Annotated in this window: 16 protein-coding genes; 4 read left to right on the top strand and 12 right to left on the bottom strand. The window is 71.2% G+C overall.

Going from position 1 to position 16,023, the window contains the following annotated elements:
• Positions 1 to 160: 160 nt before the first annotated feature.
• The 5 genes from OO52_RS32985 to OO52_RS33005 all read right to left on the bottom strand — a co-directional run bounded on the left by OO52_RS32985 (position 161) and on the right by OO52_RS33005 (position 4,814).
• Positions 161 to 1,459: a DUF6986 family protein gene (locus tag OO52_RS32985; protein ID WP_030652052.1), complete on the bottom strand. Its 1,299-nt coding sequence runs from the start codon at positions 1,457 to 1,459 to the stop codon at positions 161 to 163.
• Positions 1,460 to 1,648: 189 nt separating this feature from the next.
• Complete coding sequence (locus tag OO52_RS32990; RefSeq protein ID WP_030652056.1) at positions 1,649 to 2,611, bottom strand: electron transfer flavoprotein subunit alpha/FixB family protein; 963 nt, start codon at positions 2,609 to 2,611, stop codon at positions 1,649 to 1,651.
• Between the two features lie 52 nt (positions 2,612 to 2,663).
• Positions 2,664 to 3,449 carry an electron transfer flavoprotein subunit beta/FixA family protein gene (locus OO52_RS32995; protein ID WP_030652060.1) on the bottom strand — a complete coding sequence of 262 codons (786 nt, stop codon included), beginning with the start codon at positions 3,447 to 3,449 and terminating at the stop codon, positions 2,664 to 2,666.
• A 227-nt stretch (positions 3,450 to 3,676) separates the two neighbouring features.
• Complete coding sequence (locus OO52_RS33000; protein ID WP_030652063.1) at positions 3,677 to 4,186, bottom strand: flavin reductase family protein; 510 nt, start codon at positions 4,184 to 4,186, stop codon at positions 3,677 to 3,679.
• Between the two features lie 208 nt (positions 4,187 to 4,394).
• Positions 4,395 to 4,814 (bottom strand): thioredoxin family protein, encoded by a 420-nt coding sequence (locus OO52_RS33005; protein ID WP_078629765.1) that lies wholly within the window; start codon positions 4,812 to 4,814, stop codon positions 4,395 to 4,397.
• Between the two features lie 299 nt (positions 4,815 to 5,113).
• Between OO52_RS33005 and OO52_RS33010 the strand changes: the two genes are divergently transcribed.
• A complete protein-coding gene (locus OO52_RS33010; protein ID WP_030652068.1) occupies positions 5,114 to 5,842 on the top strand; it encodes a lysophospholipid acyltransferase family protein in 729 nt (242 codons plus the stop codon).
• 768 nt (positions 5,843 to 6,610) lie between these two features.
• Here the strand turns inward: OO52_RS33010 and OO52_RS33015 are convergent.
• The 5 genes from OO52_RS33015 to OO52_RS33035 form a co-directional block, all read right to left on the bottom strand.
• Positions 6,611 to 7,321: a B3/B4 domain-containing protein gene (locus OO52_RS33015; protein WP_030652070.1), complete on the bottom strand. Its 711-nt coding sequence runs from the start codon at positions 7,319 to 7,321 to the stop codon at positions 6,611 to 6,613.
• Between the two features lie 10 nt (positions 7,322 to 7,331).
• Positions 7,332 to 7,922 (bottom strand): transglutaminase-like domain-containing protein, encoded by a 591-nt coding sequence (locus OO52_RS33020; RefSeq protein ID WP_030652073.1) that lies wholly within the window; start codon positions 7,920 to 7,922, stop codon positions 7,332 to 7,334.
• 89 nt (positions 7,923 to 8,011) lie between these two features.
• Complete coding sequence (locus OO52_RS33025) at positions 8,012 to 9,082, bottom strand: threonine aldolase family protein (protein WP_030652076.1); 1,071 nt, start codon at positions 9,080 to 9,082, stop codon at positions 8,012 to 8,014.
• Positions 9,079 to 9,834, bottom strand: a complete 756-nt coding sequence (locus OO52_RS33030; protein WP_030652079.1) for an SDR family NAD(P)-dependent oxidoreductase — start codon at positions 9,832 to 9,834, stop codon at positions 9,079 to 9,081. The genes OO52_RS33025 and OO52_RS33030 overlap by 4 nt, the downstream gene beginning before the upstream one ends.
• Before the next feature lie 38 nt (positions 9,835 to 9,872).
• Positions 9,873 to 11,270, bottom strand: a complete 1,398-nt coding sequence (locus OO52_RS33035; RefSeq protein WP_030652084.1) for a DUF6421 family protein — start codon at positions 11,268 to 11,270, stop codon at positions 9,873 to 9,875.
• A gap of 369 nt (positions 11,271 to 11,639) precedes the next feature.
• Here OO52_RS33035 and OO52_RS33040 point away from each other — a divergent pair, with 369 nt between their 5' ends.
• Positions 11,640 to 12,323, top strand: a complete 684-nt coding sequence (locus OO52_RS33040) for a glycerophosphodiester phosphodiesterase (RefSeq protein WP_031186214.1) — start codon at positions 11,640 to 11,642, stop codon at positions 12,321 to 12,323.
• A 40-nt stretch (positions 12,324 to 12,363) separates the two neighbouring features.
• Here OO52_RS33040 and OO52_RS33045 read toward each other — a convergent pair whose 3' ends face one another.
• Positions 12,364 to 12,903: a GNAT family N-acetyltransferase gene (locus tag OO52_RS33045; protein WP_030652089.1), complete on the bottom strand. Its 540-nt coding sequence runs from the start codon at positions 12,901 to 12,903 to the stop codon at positions 12,364 to 12,366.
• 71 nt (positions 12,904 to 12,974) lie between these two features.
• Here OO52_RS33045 and OO52_RS33050 point away from each other — a divergent pair, with 71 nt between their 5' ends.
• On the top strand, positions 12,975 to 13,367 hold the full coding sequence (locus tag OO52_RS33050) for a VOC family protein (protein WP_030652092.1): 393 nt from the start codon (positions 12,975 to 12,977) through the stop codon (positions 13,365 to 13,367).
• A 482-nt stretch (positions 13,368 to 13,849) separates the two neighbouring features.
• Positions 13,850 to 15,163 (top strand): cytochrome P450, encoded by a 1,314-nt coding sequence (locus tag OO52_RS33055; protein ID WP_234339897.1) that lies wholly within the window; start codon positions 13,850 to 13,852, stop codon positions 15,161 to 15,163.
• A gap of 12 nt (positions 15,164 to 15,175) precedes the next feature.
• Here the strand turns inward: OO52_RS33055 and OO52_RS33060 are convergent, their stop codons facing one another.
• Positions 15,176 to 15,730 carry a GNAT family N-acetyltransferase gene (locus OO52_RS33060; protein WP_030652098.1) on the bottom strand — a complete coding sequence of 185 codons (555 nt, stop codon included), beginning with the start codon at positions 15,728 to 15,730 and terminating at the stop codon, positions 15,176 to 15,178.
• Positions 15,731 to 16,023: the final 293 nt, after the last annotated feature.

Consider the following 16,023-nt stretch of genomic DNA (forward strand, 5'->3'; position numbering starts at 1 on the left):
CCTGCCGCGCCGGTTCCGTCACTACCCGTCGTCGCAGACCGCCGCAGCCATCGCCGTCGGCAGGCTCTCGATCAGCGCGGCACTCTTGCGGTCCCAGCTCCGCGGCCCCGAACTCCCGGCTCGCTCCGGCCCGTTCGCGTCTCGGACGCAACTGCCCTCGCTACTGCGCGGACGCCGTCAGGTCGCCGCGGCGGGGGGCGGCGAAGGTTTCCAGGTCGGTGCGGGTCAGGCCGGTGAGGCGGGCGACCTCGGGGAGGTCGAGGGCGCCGCAGTCGAGGCCGCGGAGCAGATAGCCGCTGAGGGCCTTGGCGGTGGCGGGCTCGTCCATGACGTCTCCCCCGGCCCGGTTGGCGTACCGGGCGAGGCGGGCCGCCGCCTGCTCGAACCCCTCTCGGTAGAAGGCGAAGACGGCGGCGTAGCGGGTGGGGATGTGACCGGGGTGCATGTCCCAGCCCTGGTAGTAGGCGCGGGCGAGGGCGCGGCGGGTGAGGCCGTAGTGGAGGCGCCAGGCGTCGTGGACCTTGGCGGTCGGGCCGACGGGGAGGACGTTGGTGGAGCCGTCGGACACACGGACGCCGGTGCCGGCCGCCGCGACCTGCATGACCGCCTTGGCGTGGTCGGCGGCCGGGTGGTCGCTGGCCTGGTGGGCGGCGGAGACGCCGAGGCAGGCGCTGTAGTCGAAGGTGCCGTAGTGCAGCCCCGTGGCGCGGCCCTCGGCGGCCTGGATCATGCGGGCGACGGTGGCGGTGCCGTCGGCGGCGAGGATGGCCTGGCTGGTCTCGATCTGGATCTCGAAGCCCAGGCGGCCGGCGTCCAGGCCGTGCGCCTTCTCGAAGGCCTCCAGGAGCCGGACGAAGGCGCCGACCTGCTCGGGGTACGTGACCTTCGGCAGGGTGAGGACCAGGCCCTCGGGCAGGCCGCCGGCCTCCATGAGGCCGGTGAGGAAGACGTCGAGGGTGCGGATGCCCCGGTCGCGTACGGCCGCCTCCATGCACTTCATGCGGATGCCCATGTACGGCGCCGCCGTGCCGTTCGCGTACGCCTCGGCGATCAGGCGGGCCGCTCGGGCGGCCGTCTCGTCCTCCTCGGCGTCGGGCCGGGGGCCGTAGCCGTCCTCGAAGTCGACGCGCAGGTCCTCGACGGGTTCGCGCTCCAGCTTGGCGCGGACGCGGGAGTGGACCGGCTCGGCCAGTTCGTCGGACAGGCCGAGGACCGCCGCGAAGGAGGCGGCGTCCGGGGCGTGTTCGTCGAGCAGGGCGAGCGCCTGGTCACCCCAGGAGCGGAGGGTGTCGGCGGCGAAGGCGTCCCCGGGGACGTACACGGTGTGGACGGGCTGCCGGGTGCCGGGGTCTCCGGGGTAGCGGCGCTCCAGCTCCGCGTCGACCGGTGCGAGGGAGGCGCTGATCTCCTCGCTGACGGCACCCGCGAGACTCGTCGCCACCTTCTCCTGCTGACCCATCCCACACCCTCCAAATTTCCGCTCTACGGAATCAACAATCCGTAGAATGAAGTTATCCGGGTGATTCTCCCTGGTCAACACCCCGTCCGGACGCTGGTCGCCCGCATCCGCCCGCTCCAGCACCAGGATGCACCGAGGCCCCGGTGACCGGGATCGGTCACCGGGGCCTCGGGCGCGCCCTGGGGAGACTCAGCCCTTGCGGGCCTTGATCTCCTCGGTCAGCTGCGGCACGACGTCGAACAGGTCGCCGACCACACCGAAGTCGACCAGCTCGAAGATCGGGGCCTCGGCGTCCTTGTTGACGGCCACGATCGTCTTGGAGGTCTGCATGCCGGCGCGGTGCTGGATGGCGCCGGAGATGCCGTTGGCGATGTAGAGCTGCGGCGAGACCGACTTGCCGGTCTGGCCGACCTGGTTGGTGTGCGGGTACCAGCCGGCGTCGACGGCGGCACGCGAGGCACCGACGGCCGCGCCGAGCTGGTCGGCGAGGCCCTCGATGATCGCGAAGTTCTCGGCGCCGTTCACACCGCGGCCACCGGAGACCACGATCGCGGCCTCGGTCAGCTCCGGGCGGCCCGTCGACTCACGCGGCGTACGGCCGGTGATCTTCGTGCCGGTCGCCTTGTCCGAGAAGGTCACGGACAGGGCCTCGACCGCGCCTGCGGCCGGGGCGGCCTCGACGGCGGCCGAGTTCGGCTTGACCGTGATGACCGGGGTGCCCTTGATGACACGGGACTTGGTGGTGAAGGACGCGGCGAACACCGACTGGGTGGCCACCGGGCCCTCGTCGCCGGCCTCCAGGTCGACGGCGTCGGTGATGATGCCGGAGCCGATGCGCAGTGCCAGGCGGGCGGCGATCTCCTTGCCCTCGGCGGAGGACGGGACCAGCACGGCGGCCGGGGAGACGGCCTCGTAGGCGGCCTGGAGGGCGTCCACCTTCGGCACGACCAGGTACTCGGCGTACTCGGACGCGTCGTGGGTGAGGACCTTCACCGCGCCGTGCTCGGCGAGCGTGGCGGCGGTGTCGGCGGCGCCGTTGCCCAGCGCGACGGCGACGGGCTCACCGAGGCGGCGGGCCAGGGTCAGCAGCTCCAGGGTGGGCTTGCGGACGGCACCGTCCACGTGGTCGACGTAGACGAGGACTTCAGCCATGGGATTGCTCTCCTGCGAAACGAAGTTGAGGGGCGGTCAGCGGGGGCGAGCCTCAGATGAACTTCTGGCTCGCGAGGAACTCAGCGAGCTGCTTGCCGCCCTCGCCCTCGTCCTTGACGATGGTGCCGGCCGTGCGGGCCGGACGCTCGGTCGCGGTCTCGACCTTGGTGAACGCGCCGTCCAGGCCGACCTCCTCGGCCTCGATGTCGAGGTCGGACAGGTCCCAGGACTCCACCGGCTTCTTCTTGGCCGCCATGATGCCCTTGAAGGACGGGTAGCGGGCCTCGCCGGACTGGTCGGTGACGGAGACGACGGCCGGGAGCTGTGCCTCGAGCTGCTCGGAGGCGGCGTCACCGTCGCGGCGGCCCTTGACCCTGCCGTCCTCGACCGAGACCGCGGACAGCAGGGTGACCTGCGGGACGCCCAGACGCTCGGCGACCAGCGCGGGGACGACGCCCATGGTGCCGTCGGTGGAGGCCATACCGGAGATGACCAGGTCGTAGCCGGCCTTCTCGATGGCCTTGGCCAGGACCAGGGAGGTGCCGATGGCGTCGGTGCCGTGCAGGTCGTCGTCCTCGACGTGGATGGCCTTGTCGGCACCCATCGAGAGGGCCTTGCGGAGCGCGTCCTTGGCGTCCTCGGGGCCGACCGTCAGGACGGTGACCTCGGCGTCGTCAGCGTTCTCCGCGATCTGCAGCGCCTGCTCGACCGCATACTCGTCCAGCTCGGAGAGCAGACCGTCCACGTCGTCGCGGTCGACGGTCAGGTCATCGGCGAAGTGCCGGTCGCCAGTGGCGTCGGGCACGTACTTCACAGTGACAACGATCCTCAAGCTCACGCCGGCTCTCCTACTGCATCGTCATTTCGGGCTGCCTCTTGCAGGCAGCATAGGCGCCTCAAGCGGCCGATCCCGGTCGGGGCGTCCGCGCGCTCCGAACGAAATATTACTCGCCAGTACACCCAGTCCATGCCCGCTAAGCAAGCGCTTTGAACTGTGACCTTCGCAACGCAGCGTAACCGGAACTCGACCGCCTTGCAGGAGGGGGTGAGGCCATCAGGACGTGATCAATCCCGCAGGCCGTTGAACCGGCCCTGGTGGTAGAGGAGCGGGCGGCCGGCGCCCGAGGGATCGCCGAGGACCACCTCGGCGAGGACGATCCGGTGATCACCGGCCGGGACCCGCCCGACGATCCGGCACACCAGCCAGGCGAGCACGTCGTCCAGCACCGGTACGCCTTCCGGGCCCTCCCGCCAGGCGGTGGGCGCACCGAAGCGGTCGGCGCCGCTGCGGGCGAAGGTGGCGGCCAGCTCGCTCTGGTGCTCGCCGAGTATGTGCACGCCGACGTGGTCGGCCTCGGCCACCGCGGGCCAGCAGGACGCGCCGGTGCCGATGCCGAAGGAGACCATCGGCGGGTCGGCGGAGACGGAGGTCAGGGAGGTGGCGGTGAAGCCGACCGGGCCGGAGGCGCCACGCGCCGTGATCACCGCCACACCGGCGGCGTGCCGGCGGAAGGTGGAGCGCAGGAGGTCGGGGGAGGCGAGCTGAGCGGTGCCGAGGTCGGGCGTGGCCGTCATGGAGTTGTCCTTCTGCGGAAGTCGGGGCGTGGATCCGTGGCAGCTCAACGGACCGGACAGCGCGCGCTCGCCGTGCGGGCCAGGTCGACGTGGACCCGCCCGTAAAGAAGGAGTTCGGTCGGCATACGGTCAGGCTGACGATAGGTGGCGCGTGCAGTCAAGTTGGTTCCGGGATCTGGAAGATGTCTCACCATTCCCTGACACCGGCTCACACGGCCTCCCCGAGCGCGGCGATGACGTCGGCTTTGCGGGGCTGTCCGGTGGCGCGCCGCACCACCCGCCCGCCGGCGTCCAGGACCAGGACGGTGGGCGTCTTGAGGATCTCCAGTTCGCGTACGAGGTCCAAGTGGGCCTCGGCGTCGATCTCGACGTGGGTCACGCCCGGGACCATTCCGGCGACCTCGGCGAGGACGCGCCGGGTGGCCCGGCAGGGCGCACAGAAGGCGCTGGAGAACTGCACGAGTGTGGCGCGCTCCCCCAGTTCCCCGCCGAGTTCGGCCGCGCCGAACCGCTTGCCGTCGTCGTGGCCGCGCACCCGCGTCCTCCCCTTCCGCCGCTCGTGCGGCACTCCATGGGCGCCCGCCGCCGCGAGCACCGCCCGGCACACCGCCGGTCCCGTCGTCTTCAACAGAAGCGTTCCCGCGGCCGCGATGATTCCCCGGGGCCCGCCGGAGGCGGCGGCCGCCGTCGCGGTGCGACATGTTCCCGCTTCCACGGGGAACCAGAACACGGGTGGAGTAAAGGAGAGTGAGGATCCACGGTGGGATGTAGGCCGACGTGACGAGGATCTCGCCGCCGCGGGGCACCAGGACTGGCTCCCCGTCCGTTCTTCGGGCACGATCTGCGAGACGCCGTAAACCTACGGCTGCGTAACTTTCCCGCCGGGAGCCCCTTTCCCGAGCAGAGCAGAAAGGGTCCACCCCGCCCATGGCAGAGCTGGTCTACCGTCCCGTCATCGGTTTCGCCAAGACGCTGTTCAAGGTCTGGGACCTGAAGATCGACTGTCAGGGGTCGGAGAACATCCCGCGCACGGGCGGCGCGGTGCTGGTGAGCAATCACATCAGCTACCTGGACTTCATCTTCAACGGCCTGGCCGCGCTGCCGCAGAAGCGCCTGGTGCGGTTCATGGCGAAGGAGTCCGTCTTTCGGCACAAGGTCTCCGGGCCGCTGATGCGGAGCATGAAGCACATCCCGGTGGACCGCAAACAGGGCGAGGCCGCGTACGCGCACGCGCTGGACTCGCTGCGCTCCGGCGAGATCATCGGGGTGTTCCCCGAGGCGACGATCTCCCAGTCCTTCACGCTGAAGAGCTTCAAGTCGGGTGCGGCCCGCCTGGCGCAGGAGGCGGGCGTCCCGCTGATCCCGATGGCGGTGTGGGGCACGCAGCGGCTGTGGACGAAGGGCCACCCCCGCAACTTCAAGCGCAGCCACCTGCCCGTCACCATCCGCGTGGGCGAGCCGGTGGAGGCACCGCGCGACCAGTACGCCGGCGCGATCACCCGCCGCCTGCGCGAACGCGTCCAGGAACTCGTGGACGCCGCCCAGCGGGCCTACCCGGGCCGCCCCAAGGACGCGGAGGACACCTGGTGGCTCCCCACCCACCTGGGCGGCACGGCACCGACGGCCGAGGCGTTGCGCACGGCGGAGGCCCACTGAGGCCTACGGCAGGGGGCTTAAGGACACGGGCCCCGGCCGGGGTTGGGCCGGGAGCCCCAGTGCCGCCCGCCGGGGTCCGGCGGGTACGCCCAGCTCCGCCCGCCGGGGGTTGAGCAGGAGCGCCCAGCTCCGCCCGCCGGGGGGTTCGGCCGGGAGCGTTCAGCTCCGCCCGCCGGGGATTTAGCGGGAACCCCCGGCCCCGCACAGCCAGGGGCTCGGCCGGGAGCGTTCAGCTCCGCCCGCCCGAAATCCAGCGGGAACGCCCAGCCTCGCGCAGCCAGGGGATCGGCCAGGAGCCTCAACTCCGCCGGCTGGAGGTACAGCGAGAACACCCCGCCCCGCACAGCCAGGGGTTCGGCCGGGAGCGTTCAGCTTCGCCCGCCCGGAATCCAACGGGAACGCCCAGCTCAGCTCGCCGGGGGTTCGGCGGGAGCGCCCAGTTCCGCACAGCCAGGGGCTCGGCCAGGAGGCCCCAACTCCGCCCGACCGGAGGTACAGCGAGAACACCCCGCCCCGCACAGCCAGGGGCTCGGCCGGGAGCGTTCAGCTCCGCCCGCCGGAAATCCAACGGGAGCGCCCAGTTCCGCACAGCCAGGGGCTCGGCCAGGAGGCCCCAACTCCGCCCGACCGGAGGTACAGCGAGAACACCCCGTCCCGCACAGCCAGGGGCTCGGCCTGGGGCGTTCAGCTCCGCCCGGCCATCGGTCCGCCGGGCGCAGGACCCACGAACGGCCGTCGCCCTCGCCGTTGCAGGATGCGAACCGAACCTCAGCCGGCGCTGCCCGACGACACCGGCTCGTGCACCTCGATGCGGGCCCCGGGGCTGAACTTCTCCAGGAGTTCGGCCAGTTCGGTGGCCGCTGACCGGGCCTCCTCGACCGGCACGGGGGCCAGGGTCTCCAGGAGGAAGACGGCGGAGGTCGTCTCCTCGGTGAGCCGGGTGCGCGGACCCTGACGCCAGTTCCAGCGGCGGCAGGTGACGCCGGCGTCGTCGCGCCACACCACCTCGCCGGGCTCGGGGTGTTCGACCGCCTCCGCGCCGGCCGCGACCGTCACGAAGTCCTCCTCGCCGATGGCCCGTACCAGCCGCATCCCCCCTTGCACCCGGTCGATGTCCTCGCCTCCGACGGGGATCAGGCGGGCCACGCTGATGGCGTTGTACAGGTCCACGAGCAGGTTGATCCGGGGCAGTCCGGCGTCGGACAGGGCCCGCTTGGCCAGCGCCTCGGCGGAGTTGCGGGTGCGGGAGGGCTTGGCGCCGAAGGCGGTGTACACCTCGCGCCAGGCAGCCATGTGCGGATCCTCGTGGGGCGCGCGTCCGGCCAGACGGGCGGCGAGGCGACGGGCGGCGTCGTCCAGCAGGGCCGAACTCGCCTCGGTGCTGGGCGCGTTGACGACATCGTGCGCCTCGATCGCGACATGGGTGAAACCGGGGGCGAGGGCGCGGACCTCGTCGGACACGGTGAGGGTGAAGGTCATCTGTCCCGCCTCAGAGGGTGCTGGGGAGCGTCTTCCACAGGTACGGCCGGTCGGGAGCGGCCCGCAGGGCGGCGAGAACGGCCGGGTGTGGTTCAGCATACAGGACTGGATAGTCCATCTCATTGGACGATGGATCGGGGACCCAGGCCAGCCGCTCGCCGTCCAGGGAGAACCGGGCGTCCACGCCCGGCTTATTGCCGCGAGGGTCCTGCCGGTGCCAGGCCCCGCGGAAGCGGACGGCGACCAGGCCGTGGACCACGTGCCCGCCCTCTCCGTCCGACAGCCGCTGGTAGCACAGCGCGGCCGGGATGTCCTCGGCCCGCAGCAGGGCGGCCAGGGCGTGGGACTTGGCGTAACAGATGCCCGTACCGAGAGCCAGCACGTCGGAGGCGCGCCAGGTGACGCGGAGGTCGCCGGAGTCCTGGGAGTGCGGGATGGTGTCCCGGACGAATTCATAGGCGGCCCGCGCATATTCATACGAGTCGGCGACCTCCTCCGCCAGCCGGGCGGCGGCCTCCCGGACCACTGGATGGTGATGGTCGATGACCTGGTCGGCGGCCAGGTAGGCGGACAGATCGGCGGTGTCCTGGATGAGCTCCATGCCCGCAGAGCATAGGAAAGCGATCACCCGAGCGTCAATGACTTTTCGAGTGATCGCATACCTATGCAGATCGGAGAGAGTGTCGGCGGCTAGCGCGCCATCTCCTCCTTCAGTGCCGCCACGAACGTGTCGACGTCGTCCTCCGTGGTGTCGAAGGAGCACATCCAGCGCACCACCCCCGCACCCTCGTCCCAGAAGTAGAACCGGAACCGCTTCTGCAGCCGCTCGCTCACGTCGTGCGGGAGCTTGGCGAAGACGCCGTTGGCCTGCACCGGGTAGAGGATCTCCACGCCGTGGACCGCGCGGACGCCCTCGGCGAGCCGCTGGGCCATCTCGTTGGCGTGCCGGGCGTTGCGCAGCCACAGGTCCTTGGCGAGGAGGGCCTCCAGCTGCACGGAGACGAAGCGCATCTTGGAGGCGAGCTGCATCGACATCTTCCGCAGGTGCTTCATCTGCCGCACCGCGTCCTGATTCAGGACGACGACCGCCTCGCCGAACAGGGCGCCGTTCTTCGTCCCGCCCAGGGAGAGGATGTCGACGCCGACCGCGTTGGTGAACGTCCGCATGGGCACGTTCAGGGAGGCGGCGGCGTTGGCTATCCGGGAGCCGTCCAGGTGCACCTTCATACCGTGCGCGTGGGCGTGCTCGCAGATCGCGCGGATCTCCTCGGGCGTGTAGAGGGTGCCCAGCTCGGTGCTCTGGGTGATCGACACGACCTGGGGCATCGCCCGGTGCTCGTCCTCCCAGCCCCAGGCCTGCCGGTCGATCAGCTCGGGCGTGAGCTTGCCGTCCGGCGTCGGCACGGTGAGCAGCTTGAGCCCGCCCATGCGCTCGGGGGCACCGCCCTCGTCCACGTTGATGTGCGCGCTCTCGGCGCAGACCACCGCGCCCCAGCGGTCGGTGACCGCCTGGAGCGCGACGACGTTCGCGCCGGTGCCGTTGAAGACCGGGAAGGCCTCCGCGGTGGCCCCGAAGTGGCTCCGGATGATCCGCTGGAGGTTCTCGGTGTAGTCGTCCTCGCCGTACGCCACCTGGTGGCCGCCGTTGGCCAACGCCAGGGCGGCCATCACCTCCGGGTGGGCTCCGGCGTAGTTGTCACTGGCGAAACCGCGGACCTGCGGGTCGTGGTGGCGACGCGCGTCGGTCTTCGGAGGGTTCACGGCTTCTCGGTCAGCCACAGACGGTTTCCGTTCACTTCCGCGGCGGGCTTGTGCCAGACGCCCACGATGGCCTCGGCCAGGTCCTTGACGTCCGTGAAGCCCGCGAACTTCGCGTTGGGGCGTTCGGCGCGCATCGCGTCGTGCACCAGCGCCTTCACCACCAGGATGGTAGCCGCGGACGTCGGCCCCTCGGCGCCGCCCGCCTTGCGGAAGTAGTCGGCCAGGGCCAGCGTCCACGCCTCGGCGGCGGCCTTGGCCGCGGAGTACGCGGCGTTGCCGGCGGTCGGCTTCGACGCACCGGCCGCACTGATCAGCACGTACCGGCCGCGCTCGCTGCGCTGCAGCGCCTCGTGGAAGGCGAGGGAGGTGTGCTGCACGGTCTTGACGAGCAGCAGCTCCAGCAGGTCCCAGTCGTCCAGGCTGGTCTTGGTGAACGTCTCACTGCCGCGCCAGCCGCCGACCAGGTGCACGAGCCCGTCGACCCGGCCGAAGTCCTTCTCGATGTGCGCGGCCCATTCACGGGTGGACTGCAGGTCCAGCAGGTCCACCGTGTCACCGGTGACGGTCGCGCCACCGGAGGCGTACCGGGCCGCGTCGACGGCCTCCGAGAGCCGCTGCGGGTCGTTGTCCGCCCCGACGACGGTCGCCCCGGCCTCGGCCAGGCGCAGCAGGGCCGCGCGGCCGGCGGGTCCGCCCGCACCGGCCACCGCGATCACCGCACCGCTGAGAGGCCCGTTCGCGCCGTTCCTCATGTTCTTCCCCTCTGAAGCAGTGTCCTGGACGCGGTCGCTCACGCGGCGACCCGCTCGGCGGTGTCCGCCGTGATGCCCTTCGTCGAGGCGATCACATTCTTCAGCTTCTTGGACAGCGCCTCATAGAACATGCTCAGCGGAAACTCGTCCGGAAGCACGTCGTCCACGAGCTTGCGCGGGGGCTGGGTCAGGTCCAGGGCGTCCGGGCCCTTGGCCCACTTGGAGCCCGGGTGCGGGGCGAGGTACGTGGAGACCAGCTGGTAGCCGGCGAACCAGTGCACCAGCTTCGGGCGGTCGATGCCGTCCCGGTAGAGCTTCTCTATCTCGGCGCACAGCTGGTTGGTGACCTGCGGGGCGCGCTCCCAGTCGATGGAGAGCTTGTTGTCGGTCCAGCGGACGACGTCGTGCTTGTGCAGGTAGGCGAAGAGGAGCTGGCCGCCGAGGCCGTCGTAGTTGCGGTTGCGGTCGCCGGTGACCGGGAAGCGGAACATACGGTCGAAGAGGACGGCGTACTGCACGTCACGGGCCTGCGGGACGCCGTCCGCCTGGAGCTTCACGGCCTCCTTGAAGGCGGTGAGGTCGCAGCGCAGCTCCTCCAGGCCGTACATCCAGAACGGCTGGCGCTGCTTGATCATGAACGGGTCGAACGGCAGGTCGCCGTGGCTGTGGGTGCGGTCGTGGACCATGTCCCAGAGCACGAAGGCGTCTTCGCAGCGCTTCTGGTCGTGGACCATCGCGGCGATGTCCTCGGGCAGCTCCAGGCCCAGGAGGTCGACGGCGGCCTCGGTCACGCGGCGGAAGCGGGCGGCCTCGCGGTCGCAGAAGATGCCGCCCCAGGAGAAACGTTCCGGCGCTTCGCGGACGGCGATCGTCTCCGGGAAGAGAACGGCGGAGTTGGTGTCGTAGCCCGAGGTGAAGTCCTCGAAGGCGATGCCGCAGAAGAGCGGGTTGTCGTACCGGGTGCGCTCCAGCTCGGCCAGCCAGTCCGGCCAGACCATGCGCAGCACGACCGCCTCCAGGTTGCGGTCCGGGTTGCCGTTCTGCGTGTACATCGGGAAGACGACCAGGTGCTGCAGGCCGTCGGCGCGGTCGGCGGCCGGGTTGAAGGCCAGCAGGGAGTCCAGGAAGTCCGGCACCTGGAAGCCGCCCTCGGCCCAGCGGCGGAGGTCCTTCACCAGCGCCTGGTGGTAGACGGCGTCATGCGGAAGGAGCGGGGAGAGCTGCTCGACCGCGCCGGCGACACGCTCGACGGCCGCCAGGGCGTCGGCCCGCTGCGGGGCGCCCTCGGCGTCGAAGTCGATCGATCCGTCCTTCGACTGCCATGGCCGGATCCGCTCCACGGCATCCTTGAGCACGGGCCAGGCCGGGTGCTCCACCACCCTGGTCAGCGGAGAAACCCGATCCTCCGCACCCGACTGCACAAGAATTTCCGTCATGTCCCATCCTCCACAGGAGAACCTCGCGTATGGACACCGTATGCATACCCGGTTTCTCTCAGCAAGAGCAGGATCGGGAAATTATTCTGTCGACCCCCTTGGTCACCGACGTTTTTCCTGCCGTAAACCGTGACGACGCTCACTTCCGCGAGAACGTGCGAGCCGGGGACGGCCATGATCCGATGGGACGGTCAGAGCGGATCCCGGCCGGCCGGCAGCCGCCCGGGTGTCGAAAGCCCGGTGCAGCCACGGGTTCAACGCGCGGCCCGGCCATTAGGCTGCGAGCCTGCCGCGTGGACGACGACGTCCGGTACGGGGGCCGTCGGTCCGCGCGTCGCCGAGCCGCCGTCGACGGAAGCGAGTTGAACCTTGAACTTCCTTACCATCGGTCACCGCGGTGTCATGGGCGTCGAGCCCGAGAACACCCTTCGTTCCTTCGTCGCCGCGCAGCAGGCCGGCCTCGACCTGATCGAACTCGATCTGCATCTCAGCAAGGACGGCGCCCTGGTCGTCATGCACGACGCAGAGGTGGACCGTACGACCGACGGCTCCGGACCGATCGCCGAGAAGACCCTGGCGGAGCTGCGCGCCCTGGACGCGGGCCGCGGTGAGCGGGTGCCGGTGTTCGAGGAGGTCCTGGACGCGGTGGACACGCCGTTGCAGGCCGAGATCAAGGACGTGGCCGCGGCGCGGGCGCTGGCCGAAGTGATGCACGCGCGCGACCTGACCGCGCGGGTCGAGGTGTCCTCGTTCCAGGACGACGCGGTCGCCGAGATCACCCGGCTGGTGCCGGGCGTGCGCACCGCACTGGTCGCGAGCCGGTACGGCACCGACGTGGTGGACCGCGCCGTCGCCGTGGGCGCCGCCACGGTGTGTCTCAACATCCGCCGGCTCACCCTGGAGATCGTCGAGCACGCGCGCGCGTCCGGGCTGCGGATCATCGGCTGGGTGGTCAACACGCAGGACCAGCTCCGGCTGGTCCGCGCATTGGAGCTGGACGGGGCGACGACCGACTATCCGGAGATCAAGCGCACGGGCCGCTTCACCGCGTGACACAGGCGTCCGGGCCCGGGTCCGGACGCCTGCCGCATCGTCACACCAGCGGCTTGACCAGCAGCTCGAACCGCAGGTCGGCGCGCCGCGGAATGCCGAAGCGCTCGTCGCCGTACGGGAACGGCTGGGTCTGCCCCGTACGGCGGTAGCCGCGGCGTTCGTACCAGGCGATCAGGTCCTCCCGCTGGGAGATCACCGTCATCTGCATCTCGGTGGCTCCCCAGGTCTGCCGGGCCAGGCGCTCCGCCTCCGCCATGACGACCTTGCCGAGGCCCGCGCCCTGCAGGGTGGGGCTGACCGCGAACATGCCGAAGTAGGCGTGCTCGCCCCGGTGTTCCAGCTGGCAGCAGGCGACGATACGGCCGTCCCGCTCGACGGTCAGCAGGCGGCTCCCGGGGGCCTTGATCACTTCCAGCACGCCCTGCGGGTCGGTGCGCTGCCCCTCCAGGATGTCCGCCTCGGTGGTCCACCCGGCCCGGCTGCTGTCCCCCCGGTACGCCGACTCGATCAGCGCGACGAGGGCGTCGACGTCGGCGTCGGTGGCGTCCCGGAAGGTCAGTCCGGTGGCGGGGGTGTCCATGGTCGCGGTCTCCGATCTCGGGCGTGGCTGAGCCACGGACGAGGGTAACGCTGCCGCTAGGCTCCCCCCGCATGGTGCATGTACTCAGCAGCCGGATCCTGCTCCGGCCCACCGACCCCGAACGCTCCCGCGTCTTCTACGGCGAGCAGCTGGGGCTGTCCGTCTACCGGGAGTTCGGTACCGGCCCCGAGCGCGGCACGGTCTACTTCCTCGGCGGCGGTTTCCTCGAGGTGTCCGGCCGGTCCGACGCCCCGTCCTCGCCGGCGGCGCGGCTGTGGTTGCAGGTCGAGGACGTGACGGCCGCGGGCGAGGAACTGCGGGCACGGGGCGTCGAGATCGTCCGCCCTCCGGTGCGGGAGCCGTGGGGCCTGGTCGAGATGTGGATCAGCGACCCGGACGGCACCCCGATCGTCCTGGTCGAGATCCCGTCGGACCATCCCCTGCGGTACCGGCCGGGGATGTAGGGCGACAGACGGACACGGGACGGGTCCGGTCGGCGTGGGCGGTGTTCCCAGCCGCGTTCGGTGCCGCTCCGTTCGCGGAAACCCGCGTCGTGGAGGCGTCCGATCGCTCTCCCCTCCGCGCACCCGGCCCACGCCCCGGCGCCTGGGCCACCGATATGACATATCCGGTATGTGTGGGAGGATGGCGCTTGTGGCATCTGGTGCTGGTGGGCATCGGACCCCCGGCTGGAAGGGCTCAGACAGGCGAGAGGAGCGCATCATGATCGCCAAGCTGCTCGGCAAGCTGTCCTTCACCCGCCACTACGGTGCGTACGGATCCCACGAATGGGACGCGTACGCCGGCGACGACTGACTCCGAGGGCACTCCCGGCGGGCGCCCCGGGCGCCCGCCGACTGTGAGCCCCGCTGCCTACGACATCGGCCTGGACAGCTGCGCAGGCAGGGGACGATCTCATGGGCCGGGGGACGATCTCATGGGCCGGATGAATGAGCCGCCGCGGTTGCCCGGGGGCGGCTACGCAGCCTGGAGCCGCGACCGGCTGGCGATGGCACGTCGTGGCCTGGACGAGTGCGGGGACGTCTGGCAGCTGGAGCCGGGTGTCTACGTGGCCGCCGCGGCCGGGCCGTGCGAAGCCGTCCTGCGCCGCGCGGAGGACTTCCCCAAGGCACCCTCGCCGCTCTTCCCGCCCCTGAAGGGGTCGAACGGGGCGCCGACGGCGCAGGAGCGCCTGCACGCCCACGCCGCCCGCATGCGCGGACTGCGCGCCCAGGCGGTAGCGGCCCGGGTGGGCGAGATCGCGCCCGGAGCCGCGCTCTTCGCCGACCAGTGGCCCACGGACCAGGACGTCGAGGTGCTGCCCGCCGCCCGGCACGCCCTGGCGGAGATCGGCGTCCGCTACCTCTTCTCCGAGGACGCCGCGACCCTGCTGCCCTTCGCCGCGGGGCTCTTCCTGGCCCGGGAAGTGCTCGTACGCCCCTCCCGCTGGGAATGGCCGCGGTGGGTCCCCACCCCGGCACGGCGGTTCCGCACACGGCAGCAGGCCGCCTTCACCGACGCTTTGCGGCCCGTCGTCCGCCGGCGCCTTGCGTCGGGCCGGCTCGGCGACGACGTGCTCGGGCAGATGCTCCAGCCCTCCTCCCGCTACGGCCCGCTGCCGGAGGAGGCCGTCCTCGACACCCTGCCCGGAATCACCGTCGCCACCTTCGAGGCACCCACCCGGGCAGCCGGATGGATCCTGCTCCACCTGGCCCGGCACCCGCGGGCCGCGGACCGCGTCGCGGCCGAAGCCGCCTCGCTGCCCGCCGACCCCGCCGCGACGACCAGCGCCCACCTGGACGACCTGCGGTACACCCAGGCACTGGTACGCGAAGTGCTCCGGCTGTACCCGCCGAGCTGGCTGCTGACCCGGCGGACCGCGCGGCGGACCGAGCTCGCCGACTACACCCTCGACGCCGGGGCCACCGTTCTGGTCTGTCCCTACACCGCGCACCGAGACGCACGGGAGCACGCCGAGCCGGACCGGTTCCGGCCCGAGCGCTGGCTCGACGGGTCGGGCTCGGCGGCGGACCCCGGGCCCTTCCTCTCCTTCGGCACCGGGCCGCACGGCTGCGAGGGAGCCGCCCTGGCCATGGCGATGCTGACGCTCCTGACCGCGCACACGGCCCGCCGCCACCGCTTGAGCGAGCCGCCCGCACCGGAACCCTGCTTCCAGGTCACCACCTTCGAAGGTCTCGCGACCCCCGGCCTGCGCCTGCGTGCCACCTCACGGGACCCGGAGCGGTCCCCCTCAGGGTGACCGGCTCGCCCGTCACGGTCCGCTCGTCGGGTGCCGTCGGCCGAACTCGTCGGCGAGCAGGCCCAGCACGACGAGGTCGTGGTGCCGACCGGCGAAGAAGACGTGTTCCCGCAAGCGCCCCTCCTCGGTGAAGCCGAGCCGGCGAGTGAGTGCCAGCGACGCCTCGTTGTGGGCGAAGACCACTGCCACGCACTTGTGATAGCGCCGCTCCGCGAACATGAAACGCAGCAGCAGCGTCAGGGCTTCTCCGGCGTAGCCCCTGCGCCGGTGCTCGGCGCCGATCGTGACATCGAATTCGAACCAGCCCGAATGACGGCCGGTGCGGTGCGAGGCGACCGTGCCGACCAGCTCCCTGCCGGCCGTCGTCTCGACTGCCAAGCGGAAGCGGTCGTCCTCGCTCCCGGCGAGGGCCTGCTCCTTCGCCCAGGCACGGTAGCTCTCGGCGGACCGGGGCAGGTCCAGCCGCCCCACGCGCCGCGCGTCGTCGGCGAAGCGCGCGAACGTTGTCCAGTCGTCGGGCTCGATGGCACGCAGGCGTACCCGTTCACCAGTCCAGGACGAGGCCATGCCCGATTGGAACACGCCGCAGGACGCACGTGGCCGAGAGGCACGCCGAGTCGGGAACGGGGCGGCAGGCCGCGTCTGTCATCACGTTGCCGTCATCGCCCGGAGGGCGGCGCTTCGCCCGGTGCGGCAAGCGGGGCCACCTCTCACGCCCTGGCGTGCCGGACGTCGCGATGCGGACAGGAACGTGGCGGCAGGCCCTAGGTTCTGTCGTCAAATGTCACGCCCACATCAGGAGCGATGCGAGGGTGATGGCTGCTTGGTAGGACTCGGTGGTCTTGTCGTACCGGGTGGCG

The sequence above is a fragment of the Streptomyces flaveolus genome (genome assembly GCF_000716535.1).
In the GTDB taxonomy this organism is placed as follows: Bacteria; Actinomycetota; Actinomycetes; order Streptomycetales; family Streptomycetaceae; genus Streptomyces; species Streptomyces flaveolus_A.